Raw genomic sequence first — 17,365 nt, 5'->3', positions numbered from 1 at the left:
GCGGTTAGTTCCCCTTGCCTTTCCCCCGACCGGGAACGTCATGATGGAATACCTTTACCTGAGCTTGGGCTTTTTGTCCTTCATATTCGACGGTGATGAACGCGTTTCCTGGTTTGAGCGCGGTCACTTGGCCGCTATCGGACACTTCGGCCACTTTGGTGTGCGATGATTTGAAAGTGGCCCCGGTAATTCGTTCCCGGCTTCCATCCGAATAAACCGCCGTCACTTCGGTGTCGTGAGTTTCTCCGACTACAAGATTATATCTGTAGGAATCGAGCTCCAGCCGGATGATCGGCAGCGCAGGCTCTTCCCGAGTCACCCGAATATGTGCCTCATTCGTCTTCATCCCATCCACGGAGACGGTAATGACAACCTGATTCTCACCAGGCTCCAGAGGTAGGCTGGCGCTAAAATCTCCGTTGGGCTTCACTACCGCGGGAATCCCATTCAATTGAACGAGTGGCGTTCCGGGACCAAGCACTTCCACACTTCCTTCCATGACCGCGAGCGGCCCGTTAACGACTGTATTATCATATTGCTGGACTCCGCTCAATATCGCGGATCTGACGTGGTCTCCTGCCGAATAAGTGTTGGCGACCAGCTGTCTTTTTGTCCGCAGCCCGGAAGCATCGAGAGCGGAGATGACGAAACCGCCGTCAGGAATGAGACTGTTATTCGGTTCCTTGTTCGTCCAGTTCCAAGTCATCGCCTGAGTCTTGTTCACGACGCGGGTCACTTGGCCCTGCGCATCGACAATGGCCTCCACTCCCCACGTATTCGTCCCGGTCGATAGACCGAATTGGCTCGTATACACATTCAGATCGTTCTCATTCCGGTTCACATTGTAGAAGTCGGCCTCGATAAATTGATTCGGCTCCCCGGGAATGCTGACGCCGAGTTGGTAATCCTTCACATACTCCCGGTCTTCGATGGACGCTTTAATGATCGGCCAGTTTACTTGTGAGTAATCGAACAGCATCAAGCCGTTCGTCTTCGTCAGTCCAGCCTGGAACACCTCCCGCTGCAGGGCGGGGTCCTGAAGGTTGGAAAGCGCCATACCGGCATAAAGCGGCAAATCTCCGTTAGTCAAAATATTGCCGAGCGTAATATACTTCTCTATTTGTCTAGCCGTCGTCTGATACGTTCCGATAATTAGAAAATCCAGATTATCCGTATATCCGGTGTTGTAGTAAGTGTCCGTATATAGGTAATCTTCGGGAAAACCAAGCCGCGAATCGTAGCGGAATTGCGGGCTCGCCCAGTTCACCCCGTTCAGATAATAAGACTCATACCACGAACCGACATATGCGGACGTTTGAATCTCTCTTCCCGTCAGCGCTTCATAACGTTCGGCAAGCTCCTTGACTTCTTCGGTAAAAGATTGGATGGTCGCGGACCGGAATTCCCACCAATCCGCAATGAGCGGACCGTTGACACGGGATCCGTCCGGAGCGTAGTGGAACACATCATGCGGCCACTGATTGACGCTCTTTCCTCTCTCAGCGAGAAACGCCTCGAACTTGGCTCGCGAAACCTCCCCGAAGTCGGCGAAGAAATTATCGTATCTGCCGCGATCCAATAGGATTCCGTCCACATCATAGTTCTTCATGACTTCCTCGAAGCCCAGCAGTTGATAATGCCGAACATCATCATTAGCCGGATTGACGAAGGCGACCAGAGCGTCTTTCTTACCGTATGCGCTCTCGCGGAGTCTCTTGATTTCTCCGTTGTCCTCCGGACGATAAATGTACTCCTCCCAATCCAAATGATCATTGAGCACCGCAAATTCGTTATGGGCGAACGATCCTTCTGCGAATACATTAAACGCGGCATGGACCTTCAGGCCAAGCTCATGCCCATGACGGATGAATTCCTCCAGCAAATCAAGATCGGGATTGGCTCCAGCTCTGGTCGGAGCGGTCATTTCACTGACATAGGGACGTCCGGTTAAATCATTCCGCTGGTACGAAGCGAAGCCTTCGACTCCTTTAACATCAAGGAGAACGTCGGTAACGCCAGCGTCCTTGGCTTTATCCAGCATATCGCGCACACTTTGGCTCGTCTGGAAGCTGACCGCATTCGATCCTTGATCCACCCACAGGAACACTTTCTTCGGAAGACTTTGCGGCGGATGATAATAAACAATGAGTGATTGTTCATCCTGCAGAATGCCGTTCTTGCTAAGCGCGATGTCTATATAATTAACCCCGCTAACCAGCGAATAGACATGGCGGAACGTACCGTCCGCTGCTATCGCTACCGTTTGACCGTTAACAGTCAGCGTATAACTCGCGTCATCACTTCGATTGGTGACCAACCCGCCAATTTCCGTTTGCGGCCCGGTAACCGTATAGATCTGGGCATTGTCGAGCGTGAGCCTTGCTCTTGGTCCCTGACCCGTCATCAGCTCCGTTACCGGCACCACTTCTCCGTTCTTGCGCAGCTTGATGATATCGCCGGGCTTGAAATTTTTCGCCAAATACTGCTTGTATGTCTTGTTAGCCCAGCTGTCATCATTCGCCAACAGCACATATCCGCCCGGCGGAATCGCCAGATCGGTCGGACCCGTCCAATTCGGAGCCTCTCCGTTAAAAGATCGGTTAATCACCTGCAGCACCTGGTTATTACTGTCCGTTTGCACAGCTACAGCGGTCCGCGGAACGGTAATTTGCTCTCCGAAATCATTCGTATAGAGAGCAATATAATCGGTAATTCCGTCCAAAGGCTCATCAATATAATTGATTTGCTTGCGTGGTCCCTCGACAATAACCGTAATATCCTCCGGGGCTGCCTCCACCTCTATGTAGTCTCCCTCTTCGGCCATACCTGCACGGATATCAGGGGAATAGACCGATTCGGTTACCGTATCTCCATCAGTGAAAACATCCTCATCATCCGGCAGCTTTGGATCCAACAGGTTAGGCCCCGATGCATTTAAGAAGGAAAGATCACTCTCATTCGAAAGCTCCAAGGCCGCGGAGAGCCCAGCCGCCAGGCCGTTAGCCGAAAGGCCGGCTTCCGTCTGTGCGGCCTGCCCTATTCCCGATGCGGACCATAGAGAAAGGACAAGACAGCAAAGAAGCAGCAGATTCAGCTTTTTTAACATTATTGCACCTCCCATGACTATTACATAATATGGACCGGTCCTTCTTCATTATATTTGACAGCGTTTACATGAAAATAGGGGAAGCTCATTACTTTTTACAGCACTTTCATGACTCTTTGCTGCAGCTCTGATTCGGTACCTTTACAGATGGGCAGATAAACGTCCCTCCCCGGTCGTTAAGGGAGGGGCCTTCATAAAAACAAAAAGGGGATGGCCCTTTGCCTCCCCTGAAAAAACGGTTACTTTCTAAATAGGTCTCGAAAAAAACGCCTATCGGCGTCCTTCGCGGATGGATCTTCGTAATCATACGCGCAGAAGCTATCGCTGAGAATCGAATGCAATACCTGCGCGCTCCACAATCGATCGCGCGATGCTTTTGCCATGAAAACGTCCATTCTCAATAAAAATTTCATTCGCCCGGCTTCCGGCCGCAATGACTCCGGCGATGTATAAGTTAGGCACATTCGTCTCCATCGTCTCCGGGTTATGCTGCGGAGCCCCGGTCTCTTCATCCACCTCTACTCCAGATGCCTGAAGAAGCTGGCGGTCGGGTCGGAACCCGGTCAACGCCAGTACAAAATCATTGTCGAGCCGCGAGGTTGTCCCTTCTGTCTCGACGGTTACATACCTTGTCGCGATTTCCGTAATCCGGGAAGAGAACAGCATCCGGATCTTTCCTTTGTTCACCATGCTCTCGAAGAGCGGCCGCACCCATGCCTTCACATACGGGGACAGCTCCGCTCCCCGATAAATAACCGTTACTTCGGCGCCCACCCGCACCAGCTCCAAAGCAGCGTCCACCGCTGAATTGTTCCCGCCAACGATGGCCACTTTCATAGCGGCATATGGATGCGCCTCGCGATAATAATGGGAAACATGAGGCAGGTCCTCTCCGGGTACACCCAGCCTGTTAGGCTGGTCAAAATAACCGGTGGCGACGATCACATGCTTCGCTCTATAGGAATGAACGTGGCCGAGCCGATCCTCTGTTTCCAATTCAAATCCTTCCTCTGCGGAATGAATGGACAACACCTTCTCATATAGTCGGATTCGCAATTGATTGCGCTCAGCAACCGTTCTATAATAGGTCAGCCCTTCCAGGCGGGTCGGCTTCTCATTCGGCGTAATAAATGGAATCCCGCCGATTTCCAATAATTCAGGCGTGCTGTGAAATTGCAAAAACGTCGGATAACGATAGATCGAGTCGACAATCGACCCTTTTTCAATAATAAGAGGATCGAGACCCTGCTCCTTTAATTCGGAGGCGGCGGATAAACCGCAAGGTCCCGCTCCGATGATAATAACCTGTTCCATCTGTTGCCTACCCTCCATATAGTTTCAGAGTCATGCCTATGGGGTCAGTTCCTCACTCCATTCTCCATCTATTATACTTTATACCGGAAGGTTTGCCACGAAGTCCGGGATAAAATAACTCCACAAAGTGACGTATGCCTTCGAAGTCTATTCCGGATACTTTGCGGGGAGCCCCGAACTTATAAATTCTATTATGTATAAAAACTACCTTTCGGCAAACTTTCTCTCGCTCTCTCCTTTTTCACCGGACGTTTCCTGACTGACATCGGGTACATGCCCTCGGCATCCATCCAAACCCCCTCCCCTATTCCGTCATAGAATAAGATTACGACATGGGGTGTCTCGTGTCTTCCAGATTTGTTTAGACGGCATAGACTAGGCTTGTCCCCAAAGTCCATGATTTCCGTGCCATAAAGGGGGTGTAAGCGTGAACCAGACGATTTCCAGACAAGAAGTGCAAAAGCTTGTTGGCAAATATGTTTATGCAGTCAAAAAAGACGGCTCTCAAGTTAGCGGAAAGCTAGCGGCAGTGAGAGGCAACCAGCTAATCTTTGAACAGCCCAAAGGAAAATCCGTTCAGACAAAAGCGGTCATTCCTCTCGTTCTGTTTGATTTGTTGGCTATCGGAACCTCTCCTTTCGCCTTCGGAGGATTCGGTCCATTCGGCGGATTCGGCCCATTTGGCGGCTTTGGCCCATTCGGTGGCTTCGGCGGTCCGGGATTCTTCTAATCGAAAAATTACCGATTAAGGGCACGTTCGCTTGCATAGCGGCGTGTCTTTTTTCAACCGTTATTTATGATACAATGATGACATACGCAGTAATTTACGAAAGGACGATCAGGATTATGACTACGAACCTAGTGACCCGAACACTCAACAATCCTCAATACTTGCTCCTTGTGGATCAGGAGAACGAAAATAACAGCTATATCGGCAAAATAATAAAGCGACAGGGGCAGAGTCTCTCCGAGGGTGCAGAACAACCGGCAGAAGCAAACGAGGAACTCATATTTTTATCGTTTCCTCAGCCATCTGCGGAGCAAGCTGAAAAAGCTGCTGTGGACTATTACGTTCAAATTAATAAATAAACGTATTGCCAGCGCTCGCTATCCAGTCTACAATAAAGACATGTATTATACTTGTTTTTAATTATTGCAGGAGATAGGGGCGATTCATTGTGATTATTGACATACATAATCACCCGGACTGGTATGGCTACAATCTGGAACGATTTCTGGATAACATGAAGCAATACAATATTGATAAAACCTGGCTGCTCAGTTGGGAATGCCCGGAGAGTGAATACAATCCGGATTATATTAAGGTCATTCCCGACCCGGATAAGCCTAACGGGCCGATTCCATTCGAGCGATGCGTCGCCTACAAGGAACAAGCCCCGGACAAGTTCGTGCTCGGGTACGCACCCGATCCGCGTCTTCCCAATGCCATCGATAAGCTCAATCATGCGATTCAGCTCTATGACGTCAAGCTGTATGGCGAGCTTAAGCTGCGGATGATGTACGACAATCCGGATGCCATTCGGCTGTATCGTTTTTGTGGTGAGAAGGGGCTGCCCATCCTCGTCCATATCGACTACGAGCTGGATACGGGCTCCACTTATCCTCGTCCCAATTGGTGGTACGGCGGCGGAATCGGTGCCTTTGAGCGCGCGGTCGAGGCTTGTCCGGAAACGATCTTTATCGGGCATGCCCCTGGTTTCTGGGCACATATTTCGGGCGATGATCAGTATAATAAGACCGCCTATCCGACAGGCCCTGTCCTGCCGGGAGGCCGGGTGTCCGAGATGCTGCGCAAATATCCGAACCTGTATTGCGATATTTCCGCAGGCTCGGGCTGCAACGCGCTGGCAAGAGACAGAGAATTTGCCAAGCAATTTTTGATCGAGTTCCAGGATCGGATTATGTACGGACGAGATTATTTCGATAATGTGCACCAGCCGCTGCTGAACTCGCTGGACTTGCCTAAACCGGTGCTCGACAAGATTTATTATCAAAACGCTCTGAAGCTCATCCCAGAGTAAGAATAGAGAGTTGGACATGATAAGCCCGGCCTCTTTGAGAGGACCGGGCCTGTTTGCATTTATAAGTGCACTGAGAGATGTTTATTGCAGAATGCCCGCCTTCTGCAAATCTTCTATGTTGTAGTAGGGGCTGTAGCCTCGCTCGGATTGAAGAATGCCCAGCTTCTTCAAATCGTCGGTATTATAATAAACGCGAGAGCCGCTATATTTCACCCTTATTCCGTCCACATTCTGTATTTCTTCGTCATCTTTCGTCTCTCTTCTGGGCCAAGTGATTTCATACAGCAGCTTCCGGTCTCCCTTTTCATCCTTTGTATAAAAATAACTGACCGCTTTATAGATTCCGGGACTGACTTCAGGCCCGACCCCGCCCAAGATTTCGACATTCGTATATTTCTCCAGAGTCTCTTCCCTCACCCATTCGTCCGTGATCCCTTGTTCATAGCTGAAGGTTTTCACCCGAATGTCATTGCTTGTTTTGCTAATCTCTTTCGTCTTCCAATCCGGCGCAAGAACGAAGCGGAAGTATTCCTTCTCGTTTAGCACGAAAGGATTTGTTTTAAATACCATCACATCGTTTTTGAATTCAACTTGGCTATCGTAGATTTTGGCAAGCAAGCCAGATGAAATCCAGCCTTCGGATAAAGTGGGCGGAAGCTCGCTTCTTTTCTCTAACCTGGACATGACAAGCACGATATCATCTTCATCGGTAAACTGCCCTTTGAAATTTCCATCAGCATCATACGCATAGAAAAAAACCATTCCGCCTTGCTCCACCAAACCTTTAGGCGGTCCGTACTTCACCTGGTTATTTATATTTAAATTCTCAATCGCTTCTCTCTCGGCAAGTTCACGGTTCCCGGGACTGGAAGCGTTGGATGGCCCGGACGAAGCAGCGTTATCTCCCTCGATTCTCCCTTGGCCGTCCGTGTTAATTTCCACCCGGCTTAATTCATTGTTCCAGTGATAATCGACACCGGTCAGATCGCCGATTTTAGCCAGAGGAATATAGGTGCTGCCTTCATAGTTCAGGATGGGATTATCGGAATCTCTATACTCGATTCCATTGACGAAGAGCGGATAAGAAGGCTCTGTCAGGATGTATTGCTTTACCGTGGCCGCGAGTGCCGTAGTGCCCAGTGTCAGACAGGCTCCGACCAGCACCCCTGTAATGAATTTTTTCATAATCGTGAACTCCCCCATTTATTGGAAAAGATAACCATAGTTTATCAGCCACTGGTCTTGTCTTCCATCTTTTTGTACATGTTAAATAATCAAACAAAAAGAGACTGCTGAAAGAGCAGTCCCTGGTTTAGTTCGTTAACTAGAATTAGTTCAGTTGGATTAAACTTCTTCCCAAATCCGTCTGGCATTAGCCATTCCGATCTTCGATCCGGTGCGGGGATCTTCCATTCCTTCGAACTCGATCGATATGTATCCGTCGTAACCCGACTGCTTCACTACCCGAATCACTTCCACCATATCGATATCGCCGTGTCCAACAATTGCCCCTCTTAAAAAATTACCGCTTGCCGTCGGGAACCAGCCTTCACCCGGATTGCGATAGGAGGGACGCAGATAGAAGTCTTTAAGATGAACCATCGAGGCATAAGAAACATTCTTCTTCACGGCTACGACCGAGTTCTCGTCCGCGCACATAAAGTTGCCTACATCCAGCGTAGTCTTGAAATTCGGGCGGTCCACTGCATGAATCAGACGCTGGACCCGGTCACTCGCCTGCACAAAATAACCGTGATTCTCCACACTCGTCGTAATGCCGAATTGAGCAGCATAGTCGGCTACTTGCCGGCAGCCTTCCACCATCGTCTCCAAATCCGCTTCGAACTGGGCAATCGACGTTTCCGGGATCGGACGGGACGCTACGTCATGACGCATTAATTTCGCTCCAAGACCATGGACAATGTCGACATGCTTCTTCAGCAGCTCTACCTGCTGGTCAAAGCCCTCTTTGCTGTCGGTAATGAAATTGGCGCCAACGGCATAATTGGAAATATCGATGCCTACATCGGCTGCCTTGTTGCGAATCGCTTCGATAAGCGAAGGCTCCTCGATTAAATCAAAGCCTATCGGGACAATTTCTACGTGCTCTCCGCCATTCTCGGAGACCCATTGGATGGCCTCAAGAAGGGTCATTTCCCCGGATTTAATAAGACGGGACAGACTGTAGGAACTCAGTCCGATTTTCATATATATTGCCTCCTTATGCTAATGATCTGTTTATTATAGCGCATTTAATTCCAAAGGGGCATCCATTTTTCGAAAAAATTTTCCACTTCTGTACCGCCCATGGAATCATGCGTCCGCAGCACAGCGGAAGCCCATGTTTCCTGTGGAGCTGTCCGGGGTATTCGAGCTTCTCGCAGCGACCCGATACCGGTTGCAGTAGGATTTATGGCATAAATACGATCCGCCCCGGGTTACCCGGCTCGTCCCGGCTTCTGGGCCTTTAGGATTGTTTCTGGGCGCTTCCTTGTAATAAGTCGGACTAAACCAATCCGAGCACCATTCCCACACGTTCCCGGCCACATTGTACAAGCCGAACCCGTTAGGAGAATACTCGTCAACTGGCGCGGTTCCGGCATATCCGTCCACGGCATTATTTTTGACAGGAAATTTTCCCTGCCAAATATTGCAGACGTATTTTCCTTCGGGCTTAAGCAAATCGCCCCATGGATATTTTTTTTGGACAAACCCGCCCCGGGCCGCATATTCCCATTCCGCCTCCGTAGGCAGCCGTTTGCCGGCCCACTGACAATAGGCTGCCGCATCGTTCCAGGAGACGTGAATGACGGGATGATCCCAGCGATCCTCCACATTCGAGTCCGGTCCTTCCGGGCAGGCCCAATAAGCTCCGTTCACCGGCCACCACCAAGGAGCGGCCTGCACGACACGCTCCACCGTCTTGGCCACCTCTTCAGACACAAAATGGTGAAATACAAATGACCAGCCAAATCGCTCGGCCTCTGTCTTGTAACCGGTTGCCTGAACGAATTCGGCAAATTTTCGATTGGATACAGCATAAGGATCGATATAAAAGGGAGCGACCTCTACTTCATGAACAGGTCCTTCTCCGTCATCGGGGAAGCCTTCATCGTCTTCCGTTCCCATCATAAATGTTCCCCCCGGCAAAAGGATCATTCCTTCCGTCGATGAGGAAGAACCCGAAACAGGAATCTCCCGGTCAAGCGCTGCAAATTCCTTCCCCTCTGCCGTTGGCCTGCTCGCTGAACAGCATGCTTTCTTCATTGTCATTCTTTTATCCTCGCTTTCCATGGACTCGCCTGTCTTGACTTAAAACCGTGATCCAAGAGCCGTCTCGAAAGAGCTATTCCTCTGTCAGCGAATCAATGATCATGATCGCAGCTCCCAGCGCTATCGCATCCTCACCGAGCATGCCCCGGCTGAAAATAACCTGATATTCCGGGTAATAGTAAGCCTTCTGCACAGCTACGCGGGTGCTCGTTTGAAAAAACAGATCGTGAGCGGTAATTAAAGGACCGCCCAGAATCACTTTTTCGGGATGTAAAATATTTAACAGATTGGCTAAGCCAATTCCAAAATAAGTAGCCGCCTGGGCAAAAATTTCCACCGTCATCGGATCCTGCTGCTGAAGCGCCCGAACGAGATGGGCAAAAGAAACTTGCTCCGGACTTCCCGCCAATGCAAGAAGCAGGCTGTCTCGGCCCTGCTTTAATTTGGCCGAAGCTTCCTTCTCTAATGCATGGATAGCCGTATACGATTCAAGACTGCCGTAATTGCCTCCGCTTTCGCGATGAGGCCTGCCATCGGTCTGAATAATCATTTGTCCGACAGCTCCCTCCATATCGACCGCCCCGTAGACGACTTTACCGGCCGACATAACCGCCGAGCGCAAGCCCATCCCTCCATGAATATACAGCAAATGCTTGAATTCTTTGGCGGAATCGGCCCAGTATTCGCCACGAATAGCCGTATTGGCGCCATTATCCAGCACAACGGGAATGCCCAGCTTCTCATGGAGCAGCCGGCAAATTTCAACATTCTCCCAGCCGGGAGCAAGAAAATGGCGGGGCTGCAAAATCATCCCCCGCTCCCTGTCAACCGGACCGACCGCCCCGATACCAAGTCCGAGCACGGCCGACAATGAAATATTCCCTTCTCTCAGGAGCGATTCGACTTCGTTTGCCGCCCGATCCATGACGTATTGAGGTGTAGCCTCACGGGTCATGCTCCAGCTTCGTTCCGCAAGCTTATTCGTCTGCAGGTCACATAACACCAGTCTGGCATAAAGTCGAGAAATTTCCAGACCGAATAAATATCCATATTCTGGATTCACCTCGTATAGAATCGGCCGGCGTCCTCCTGTAGATTCCCCTAAACCGGTTTCGCGAATCCAGCCTTGCGCCGTAAGCTCCTCCAATATTCGGGTTAATGTGCTGACTGGAATTTCGCACTGCTCCAGCAAGTGCTGCTTGGACACTTTTTGCTGCTTGCGAATGAGCCGAAAAATCGACTTCGCCTTATTCCCCATTCCCGAAGACGAACCATTCATCAGAGCTTTCCCCGCCCTTCCTAACTTCTTAATGACACATTGAAGTTCCGTTGTGCCCAGTTAATCCCATTATACAACTCCAGGCTTAACTGTAAAAGGCAGCGCCGGCCAAGGCGGAAAATACTATAACATACAGCGGATGAAGCTTGTATTTAAACAAAGCGAACAAAGCAGCCGCAAAAATAGTAAAGGCAATGACGCTTTGCCAAGATATTTCTCCGATGATGCCGCTCGTATAGCTAAAGTTAACCCCGGCATAAGCAACCAATCCGGCAACGATTGGCCGCAGACCGTAAAAAGCTGATTTAACCAGTTTATGCTCATTAATCCGTATAAAAAAGGAAGCAATAATAACAATAAGCAGTAAGGATGGCAGGACCATCCCGAGTGTAGCGGCCAAAGCTCCGGCCAGGCCCGCTGTATGATAACCTACATATACAGCCCCATTCGTTGCAATCGGACCGGGTGACATTCCGGCTAGGGCAATCGCTTCATTATATTCCACACTGGTCATCCATCCCTGTGTAGTCACTTCGTGTTCAATGACGGGAATCATCGCATAACCGCCGCCGAAGGAAAAAAGCCCGACTTTAAAAAATGTCCAAAATAAGTTTAATAGCAGCATGACAATCCCCCCGTCCCATAGGTTGTTTGCAACCCGCCTTTCTCATTCTTGTTGTACTCGGTTGCCGCTATATAAGTGGTACTAAAGAAAGGGATCATTCCGTTCCGAAGGAAAGTGCCTCCGAAGCTTCAAACATCATACTCCTTCCCCAAAAAGTGAGGATATGCTTCGTAGTGAATTCCTTGCCTGGCATCAAATTCCGTCACCGATGAAATAATCGTTGGAGGTATAAGAAGCACGATCGGTTCGCGATGGTTCATCTTTGGAACGAGAGCTTGCTTTATCCAGTTTGATCTTCAATCCAAGTCTTTCCTTAACCTTAATGAGCACAACGCCGATAAGCATGCCCGATACAATTAAGATAAGAGGATGAACCGGGGAAAAAAGAAGCAGCACCGCGGTGCCTATCGCAACAAGCAGCGTAGATACATCGAGTACCGCTGTTCGCAGCAGCCGGTAAGCAGCGAACACGATCAAAGCGGCGATTGCGGATTGAATGCCGGCAAAGGCGGCTTCGATCTTCGGAATTCCCCGAAACTGGACGAAAATAGCACCAAGAGCTAGCACGATGAGAAAGGTAGGCAGCGTAATCCCGATTAGAGCGGAGATGGCCCCGCCCCATTTGCCCAGCCGGAAGCCGGTAAAAATAGCGGCGTTCACGCCAATTCCTCCGGGAGCCGAACCCGATATCGACAGCACGTCTGCCATCTCCTTATCATCCATCCATTGCCGCTTCGTGACAATTTCCCGTTCGATAACGGGAATCATCGCATAGCCCCCTCCGAAGGTGACCGGCGAAATTTTAAAAAACGTCCAAAAGATCGACGCGTACTTCTTCCACGAATTTTGTATAGGAGCCATCAGGCAACACTTCTTTCCACGTTCATGATGTAAAATTGATCTCTTCGTCTTTATTATAACTCTATTAATACCATTTTGGAATAAAGATTCGCCCTAATTGCAAAAAAAATTAGGCAGAAGCCTAATTTCCCCATAGTCATATAGTTAACTCCCATACTTTGTATAATTTTGGTTTTTTCTTAAGACGGGACAACAATCTATATAAGTGGCACTAAAGAAAGCGATCATTCCGTCCCGAAGGAAAGTGCCTCCGAAGCTTCAAACATCATACTCCTTCCCCAAAAAGTGAGGATAGGCTTCGTAGTGAATTCCGTCCGCACCGTAACACGGTCGGCGTCTAAACCCTCCTCTAAGCGCGGTCGATCCCCCTGACTTTGCTTCGAAAAAGGTTTATACATTACTTTTCGGGGACCCCGATCCAACAGATTCCTTCTATATGGATGTCCTTCGGATGGTAGGAATACAAAGCCAAAACTCGCCCTGGAAGCATCTTTCTTTCTCCACTCCATGATCTATGAATTCTTTAGTTCAATTTATATAGTTCCAACCCGCTTCCGCCAGCCGCTCCATAACGATAGTCAACATGACATTCATGAAATCGTCCGAGTCGTTCAAGCAACCGGTCCGTACGAATTCCATTCCGAGCGCTTCCGCTCTAGCCTGCCCCTCGACTCCAATATCGTACAGCAGCTCTACATTCTCGGTCAGAGACAGCAAATCACATACAACGATCGCTTCAGTGCCTGCCGCCTTCTCTTCCTCGATGACCTCCAGCACATCCGGTCCCAGCCAAGTCTGAGGAGCGGGATTTCCGCTGCGGTAAGCTGACCGCCATGAAACGCAGCCCGCCTCCTGAGCGACAGCTTCCGCCAGCGCCTGGAATTGTTCGCAATATTCCGGGTGGGCCTCAGGCCGGCCGGGCTGACTATGAGCAGTAAATACGACTGTCGTTCTCCCGCGCACCTTTGCTGGAAGCCAGGCTGCAGCGGTACGGACTCTTTGTGCGACTATCTGCACGAATTCAGGGAATAGGTGCCAGTGATAAACGGGCAGCAGCTCCACTGGCCGCTCACAAGGCAATGCTTCACGCAGGTCCCGCTCATACCAGCCTGCTCCCGTTTTGGAATAAAGCGGAGATAACGGCAGAATAACGGCTCTCGACACCCCATCGGCGATCATGGCTGCTGCCGTCTCTGCGGCAAACGGGGGAGTGTGCTTGCAGATTACGTATGATTTGACCGTCTGCTCTAGCTTAGAAGCCAGCCTGCGCTCCAGTGCTTCCGCTTGCCGCCGGGTAACCGAATAAAGAGGATCGCATACCCCCAAAGAACGGTACTGGGCCAGCGCTTGGGCCATTTTATCCTCATCCGGTTTTTTCCCATGATAAATATGTGTATAGAAATCCTCCAGTTCATCCAAGGAAGAAACCATCCCGTAAGCGGTCAGTACAAGCCCGATCATGGCGCCTCCTGTCCGGATGCGAATTCGCGCACCCATTCCGCTATTTCCTCCAGGCTGTCTATAACACTCAGATTCGGGTTGGTCACCTGATTCGCTTTCATCTTCTTCACGCGCCCTTCATGAACGGCCTGAAGCGATTGCCAAGCGGCTTGAGACATCATCTCCTCCAATTCGCTGTCGCCTTTATCATCCCACTCAATCACCAGGATCATATCCGGATCGGCCTTCATTACTTGCTCTATGGACGCCTTCGTCGTCCGGTTTACTCCGATAAGATCGACAGCGGGGACCCCGCCAGCTTTAACGACCAGATCATACGAAATGTTCGTCTGTCCAAGCAGATAAGGTCCCGTATTCGGACCGACGGGCGACAGAACCAGCACTGACGGCTTAACCTTGCTGTTCTCTACGGCATTTTCAACTGCAGAGATTCTCCGGTTCATGTCGGCCACGATCGATTCGGCCTTATCCTCCTGTCCAATCGCCTGTCCGATTAACTGCAAATGCTGCTGAAGCTTCTGTAATGTGTTCCATTCCTGGAACGTAATCAGCGGAATCCCGGCTTGTTTAAGTATAGGGTCAGCATCCCTCTCCCCGTCATGGATCGTCGTCAGCAGAACCAGATCCGGATCGTAGGAAAGCACTTGCTCGGGATCCAGCATTGTCGCCCCGGCGATTTTGTTAGGGATATTCTGTCCGGCCTCCGTATTCCTTGCCAGCGTTGGATCGTCAATGCCTCTTGGAGCAACGGCAACGTGGGAGGCGTCGGTCAATTCCAGAACCATCTCCGCCGTATCCAGAGACAGGGCTGCTATCCGGACCGGACGCTTGTCTATCGTGACCGTTTCATTCCCGACGGTCAACTGCCGGGGAAATTCTGCCTGCGCCTCCCTATCCGCCGTTGAAGCCTTGTCGTTTACTCCAGCATCAGACTGCGATGCAGGCGAAGGAGTGGATTCGCTTGGCCCTTGAACCGCTTCCGTCCCCGCGGCTCCCTTCTCCGGATGATCTGCTGAACCGCAAGCCGACAAGCCAGCGAGCAATCCCAAGGCAACGGCTGCGATTCCTATTGTTTTTAGAACACTTCCCTTACTTGCCATTTCCTATCCACCTCTTGATGTTTAATTCTTATCTTTCCTGTTCCCTTGCGTCATTGCAGATTTCCACGCTCTTATTACGGGTTCCCAGCGTTCTCATATCGATTTCCCGCGTTCTCACATCGGGTTCCTAGCATTCTCATTCCGAGCTTCCTTGGATTCTCATTTTCATTCGACATTACCCTGCCAATTCCTCATAGATCCGGCTCCTTGTTCCCGAGTTATCCGGCGGCTTCCTGCAAAGCGGTAACGGCCGGTTTGCCCGTCGTTGAATCAGTCGTCACAACCGCATCTACTCCATAAGCCTGGCGAATGAAGGTTTCGGTCATCACTTCCTCCGACGTTCCGCTGGCCAGCACCTCTCCTTCCCGAATCAGGATCAGCCGATCACAATACCGGGAAGCCAGGTTCAAATCATGCAGAGCCGCTATCGCAGATAATCCTTGCCCACACAGCCTGCGGATTACGCCAAGCACTCTAAGCTGATGCCCGATGTCCAGGGCGGAGATCGGTTCATCCAGCAGCAACACCTCCGGCTCCTGGGCCAGCGCCTTGGCAATAAACGCCATCTGCCTTTGCCCTCCCGACAAGCTGGGCATAGAACGTTCCCCCAGATGAAGAATTCCCGTTTGGCGCATCGCTTCCTCCGTTTGGTCGCGATCCCTACCGCTTTCTACCCCAAAACGGGAAAGGAACGGATGCCTCCCCATCGCCACGATTTCCCGTACCGTAAAATCAAAATCAACGGTCAAATCTTGGGGAACAAAAGCGAGCTTGCGGGCAATGGCTTTTCTGGGCATCGTCTGCAAAGCGGCGCCATCGAGAGAGACTTCTCCTGCAGACGGCTTGAGGAACCCGGCCAGCACGCGCAGCAGCGTTGATTTGCCGCTGCCATTCGGGCCGATCAGCCCGACGAACTCACCCTGGAACACGCTCAAGTTAACATGCCGTAAAATCGATATACGGTCGATCCTGGCGGCCAGATCATGTGCATTTAAACGGACGGTCATCCCAGATTCACCTTCCTTGAACGCAATACAAGCGAAATAAATAATGGGGCCCCGATACAAGCCGAAACTACGCCAACCTGCAATGTGACCGGCTGCAGAATCATGCGGGAAATAACGTCAGCGACGATAAGAAAGCTGGCTCCTCCCAGCGCGCTGGCAGGCAGAAGCAGCCGGTGATCAGGACCCGCAATCAGCCGGACTACATGAGGGACGACCAGCCCGACAAAGCCGATAATTCCGCTTACCGCTACGGCGGAGCCCGTCATCAGCGAGGCCAGGCCCAGAATCATATACCTCGTCCCCCTGACCCGAATGCCTGAGCCCTCAGCCTGTTCATCTCCGAGCAGCATCAGATTCAAATCCCTGCCAAAGATGCAGATAAGCGCACATCCCAGCACAATCGGCGGCCCGATCAACTGAACATGCTCCCAGGTACGCGCCTCCAAGCCTCCCTGCAGCCAGAACACAATGCTTCTCAGCTCCTGCTCACTGTTGGAGCTGGCTACCATAATATTGATGATTGCGGAGAGCAGGGCATTGATGCCTATTCCAAGCAAAAGCAGCGTTGTAATGGACGATTTACGGCTTCCCCGCCAAATTAGCAAAATGAGAATAACGGAAACAATAGCACCGACAAAAGCCGAAATGGGCAGCATCCATTTGCCAAATTGCGTCCAGCCAAAAAACAACGCGCATACCGCCCCTACCGCAGCTCCGCTGGAAACTCCCACATACCCCGGCTCCACCAGCGGGTTGCGAAACAGCCCTTGCATCGCCGCACCCGAAATCGCCAAAGCCGCACCCACCAAGCCTCCGACTATAACTCGGGGCAGACGGACCTGCTCGACGATCAGCCGCTCCCGATCTTCAATAACCGTTTGGACGGGAAGCTGAAGCTTCTCCAGCAGCAAGGTCATCGTGGTGGAGAACGGGACCGAAACCGGTCCTACCGCAGCCGCAAATACGATCGCGATTACCGCGGCCACGGCCAGAATCCCGATAGCCAACAACCATTTGCTGGTGAAAGCGGAGCGAACATGGCGCTTATAGCTCAAGTGATCGGCTTTTTCTGTGCTTGGCAGCTTATTCGTATTCATCGTTCTCTAGCTCTCTCCTCTCCCATCCTGAATCCTTGGACTGAGCCAATCGATTTTGTCCACTAACAATTATTTTGTATTTAGGCAAAATTTATTTTATATGTAAACTATTTTTCAGTCAACCATAATTTTTTTGCAAGGTGGTTTCGCTATCTGTCTGATCTGTATTGTTGCTCAACAAAACATGCTAAAGTGCACGT

15 protein-coding genes are annotated in these 17,365 nt (G+C 50.7%); 3 read left to right on the top strand and 12 right to left on the bottom strand.

Annotated elements, in window-relative coordinates; translation table 11 throughout:
• Window positions 1-4 precede the first annotated feature (4 nt).
• Both KJS69_RS03800 and KJS69_RS03795 read right to left on the bottom strand, forming a co-directional pair.
• Window positions 5-3,106, bottom strand: a complete 3,102-nt coding sequence (locus KJS69_RS03800; protein ID WP_249730336.1) for a family 10 glycosylhydrolase — start codon at window positions 3,104-3,106, stop codon at window positions 5-7.
• Window positions 3,107-3,424: 318 nt separating this feature from the next.
• Complete coding sequence (locus KJS69_RS03795) at window positions 3,425-4,420, bottom strand: YpdA family putative bacillithiol disulfide reductase (protein ID WP_213581649.1); 996 nt, start codon at window positions 4,418-4,420, stop codon at window positions 3,425-3,427.
• A 427-nt stretch (window positions 4,421-4,847) separates the two neighbouring features.
• On the opposite strand from KJS69_RS03795, the gene KJS69_RS03790 reads away from it, so the two are divergent.
• The 3 genes from KJS69_RS03790 (at window position 4,848) to KJS69_RS03780 (ending at window position 6,462) form a co-directional block, all read left to right on the top strand.
• On the top strand, window positions 4,848-5,150 hold the full coding sequence (locus KJS69_RS03790) for a hypothetical protein (protein WP_213581648.1): 303 nt from the start codon (window positions 4,848-4,850) through the stop codon (window positions 5,148-5,150).
• Between the two features lie 116 nt (window positions 5,151-5,266).
• A complete protein-coding gene (locus tag KJS69_RS03785) occupies window positions 5,267-5,509 on the top strand; it encodes a hypothetical protein (protein WP_213581647.1) in 243 nt (80 codons plus the stop codon).
• An 89-nt stretch (window positions 5,510-5,598) separates the two neighbouring features.
• Window positions 5,599-6,462, top strand: a complete 864-nt coding sequence (locus KJS69_RS03780; protein ID WP_213581646.1) for an amidohydrolase family protein — start codon at window positions 5,599-5,601, stop codon at window positions 6,460-6,462.
• 81 nt (window positions 6,463-6,543) lie between these two features.
• Here KJS69_RS03780 and KJS69_RS03775 read toward each other — a convergent pair whose 3' ends face one another.
• From KJS69_RS03775 to KJS69_RS03730, 10 genes are all read right to left on the bottom strand, one after another.
• Window positions 6,544-7,647: a hypothetical protein gene (locus KJS69_RS03775; RefSeq protein ID WP_213581645.1), complete on the bottom strand. Its 1,104-nt coding sequence runs from the start codon at window positions 7,645-7,647 to the stop codon at window positions 6,544-6,546.
• Between the two features lie 159 nt (window positions 7,648-7,806).
• A complete protein-coding gene (locus KJS69_RS03770) occupies window positions 7,807-8,670 on the bottom strand; it encodes a sugar phosphate isomerase/epimerase family protein (RefSeq protein WP_213581644.1) in 864 nt (287 codons plus the stop codon).
• A gap of 105 nt (window positions 8,671-8,775) precedes the next feature.
• Complete coding sequence (locus KJS69_RS03765) at window positions 8,776-9,735, bottom strand: formylglycine-generating enzyme family protein (protein ID WP_213581643.1); 960 nt, start codon at window positions 9,733-9,735, stop codon at window positions 8,776-8,778.
• 73 nt (window positions 9,736-9,808) lie between these two features.
• Window positions 9,809-11,014 (bottom strand): ROK family protein, encoded by a 1,206-nt coding sequence (locus KJS69_RS03760; protein WP_213581642.1) that lies wholly within the window; start codon window positions 11,012-11,014, stop codon window positions 9,809-9,811.
• A gap of 85 nt (window positions 11,015-11,099) precedes the next feature.
• Window positions 11,100-11,639, bottom strand: a complete 540-nt coding sequence (locus tag KJS69_RS03755) for a chromate transporter (RefSeq protein WP_213581641.1) — start codon at window positions 11,637-11,639, stop codon at window positions 11,100-11,102.
• 192 nt (window positions 11,640-11,831) lie between these two features.
• The gene (locus tag KJS69_RS03750; RefSeq protein ID WP_213581640.1) at window positions 11,832-12,500 is read right to left on the bottom strand and encodes a chromate transporter; all 669 of its coding nucleotides are present in this window, start codon (window positions 12,498-12,500) and stop codon (window positions 11,832-11,834) included.
• Between the two features lie 528 nt (window positions 12,501-13,028).
• Window positions 13,029-13,997, bottom strand: a complete 969-nt coding sequence (gene hemH, locus KJS69_RS03745) for a ferrochelatase (protein WP_213581639.1) — start codon at window positions 13,995-13,997, stop codon at window positions 13,029-13,031.
• Window positions 13,958-15,061: an ABC transporter substrate-binding protein gene (locus KJS69_RS03740; protein ID WP_213581638.1), complete on the bottom strand. Its 1,104-nt coding sequence runs from the start codon at window positions 15,059-15,061 to the stop codon at window positions 13,958-13,960. Before KJS69_RS03740 ends, hemH begins: the two co-directional genes overlap by 40 nt.
• A gap of 218 nt (window positions 15,062-15,279) precedes the next feature.
• Window positions 15,280-16,068 (bottom strand): heme ABC transporter ATP-binding protein, encoded by a 789-nt coding sequence (locus KJS69_RS03735; protein WP_213581637.1) that lies wholly within the window; start codon window positions 16,066-16,068, stop codon window positions 15,280-15,282.
• A complete protein-coding gene (locus tag KJS69_RS03730; protein ID WP_213581636.1) occupies window positions 16,065-17,165 on the bottom strand; it encodes a FecCD family ABC transporter permease in 1,101 nt (366 codons plus the stop codon). Before KJS69_RS03730 ends, KJS69_RS03735 begins: the two co-directional genes overlap by 4 nt.
• Window positions 17,166-17,365: the final 200 nt, after the last annotated feature.

This window comes from Paenibacillus sp. J2TS4, from assembly GCF_018403245.1.
Classification (GTDB): domain Bacteria; phylum Bacillota; class Bacilli; order Paenibacillales; family NBRC-103111; genus Paenibacillus_L.
Note: the sequence above shows the minus strand (reverse complement) of the source record. Positions and strands in the feature narration are given on the sequence as shown.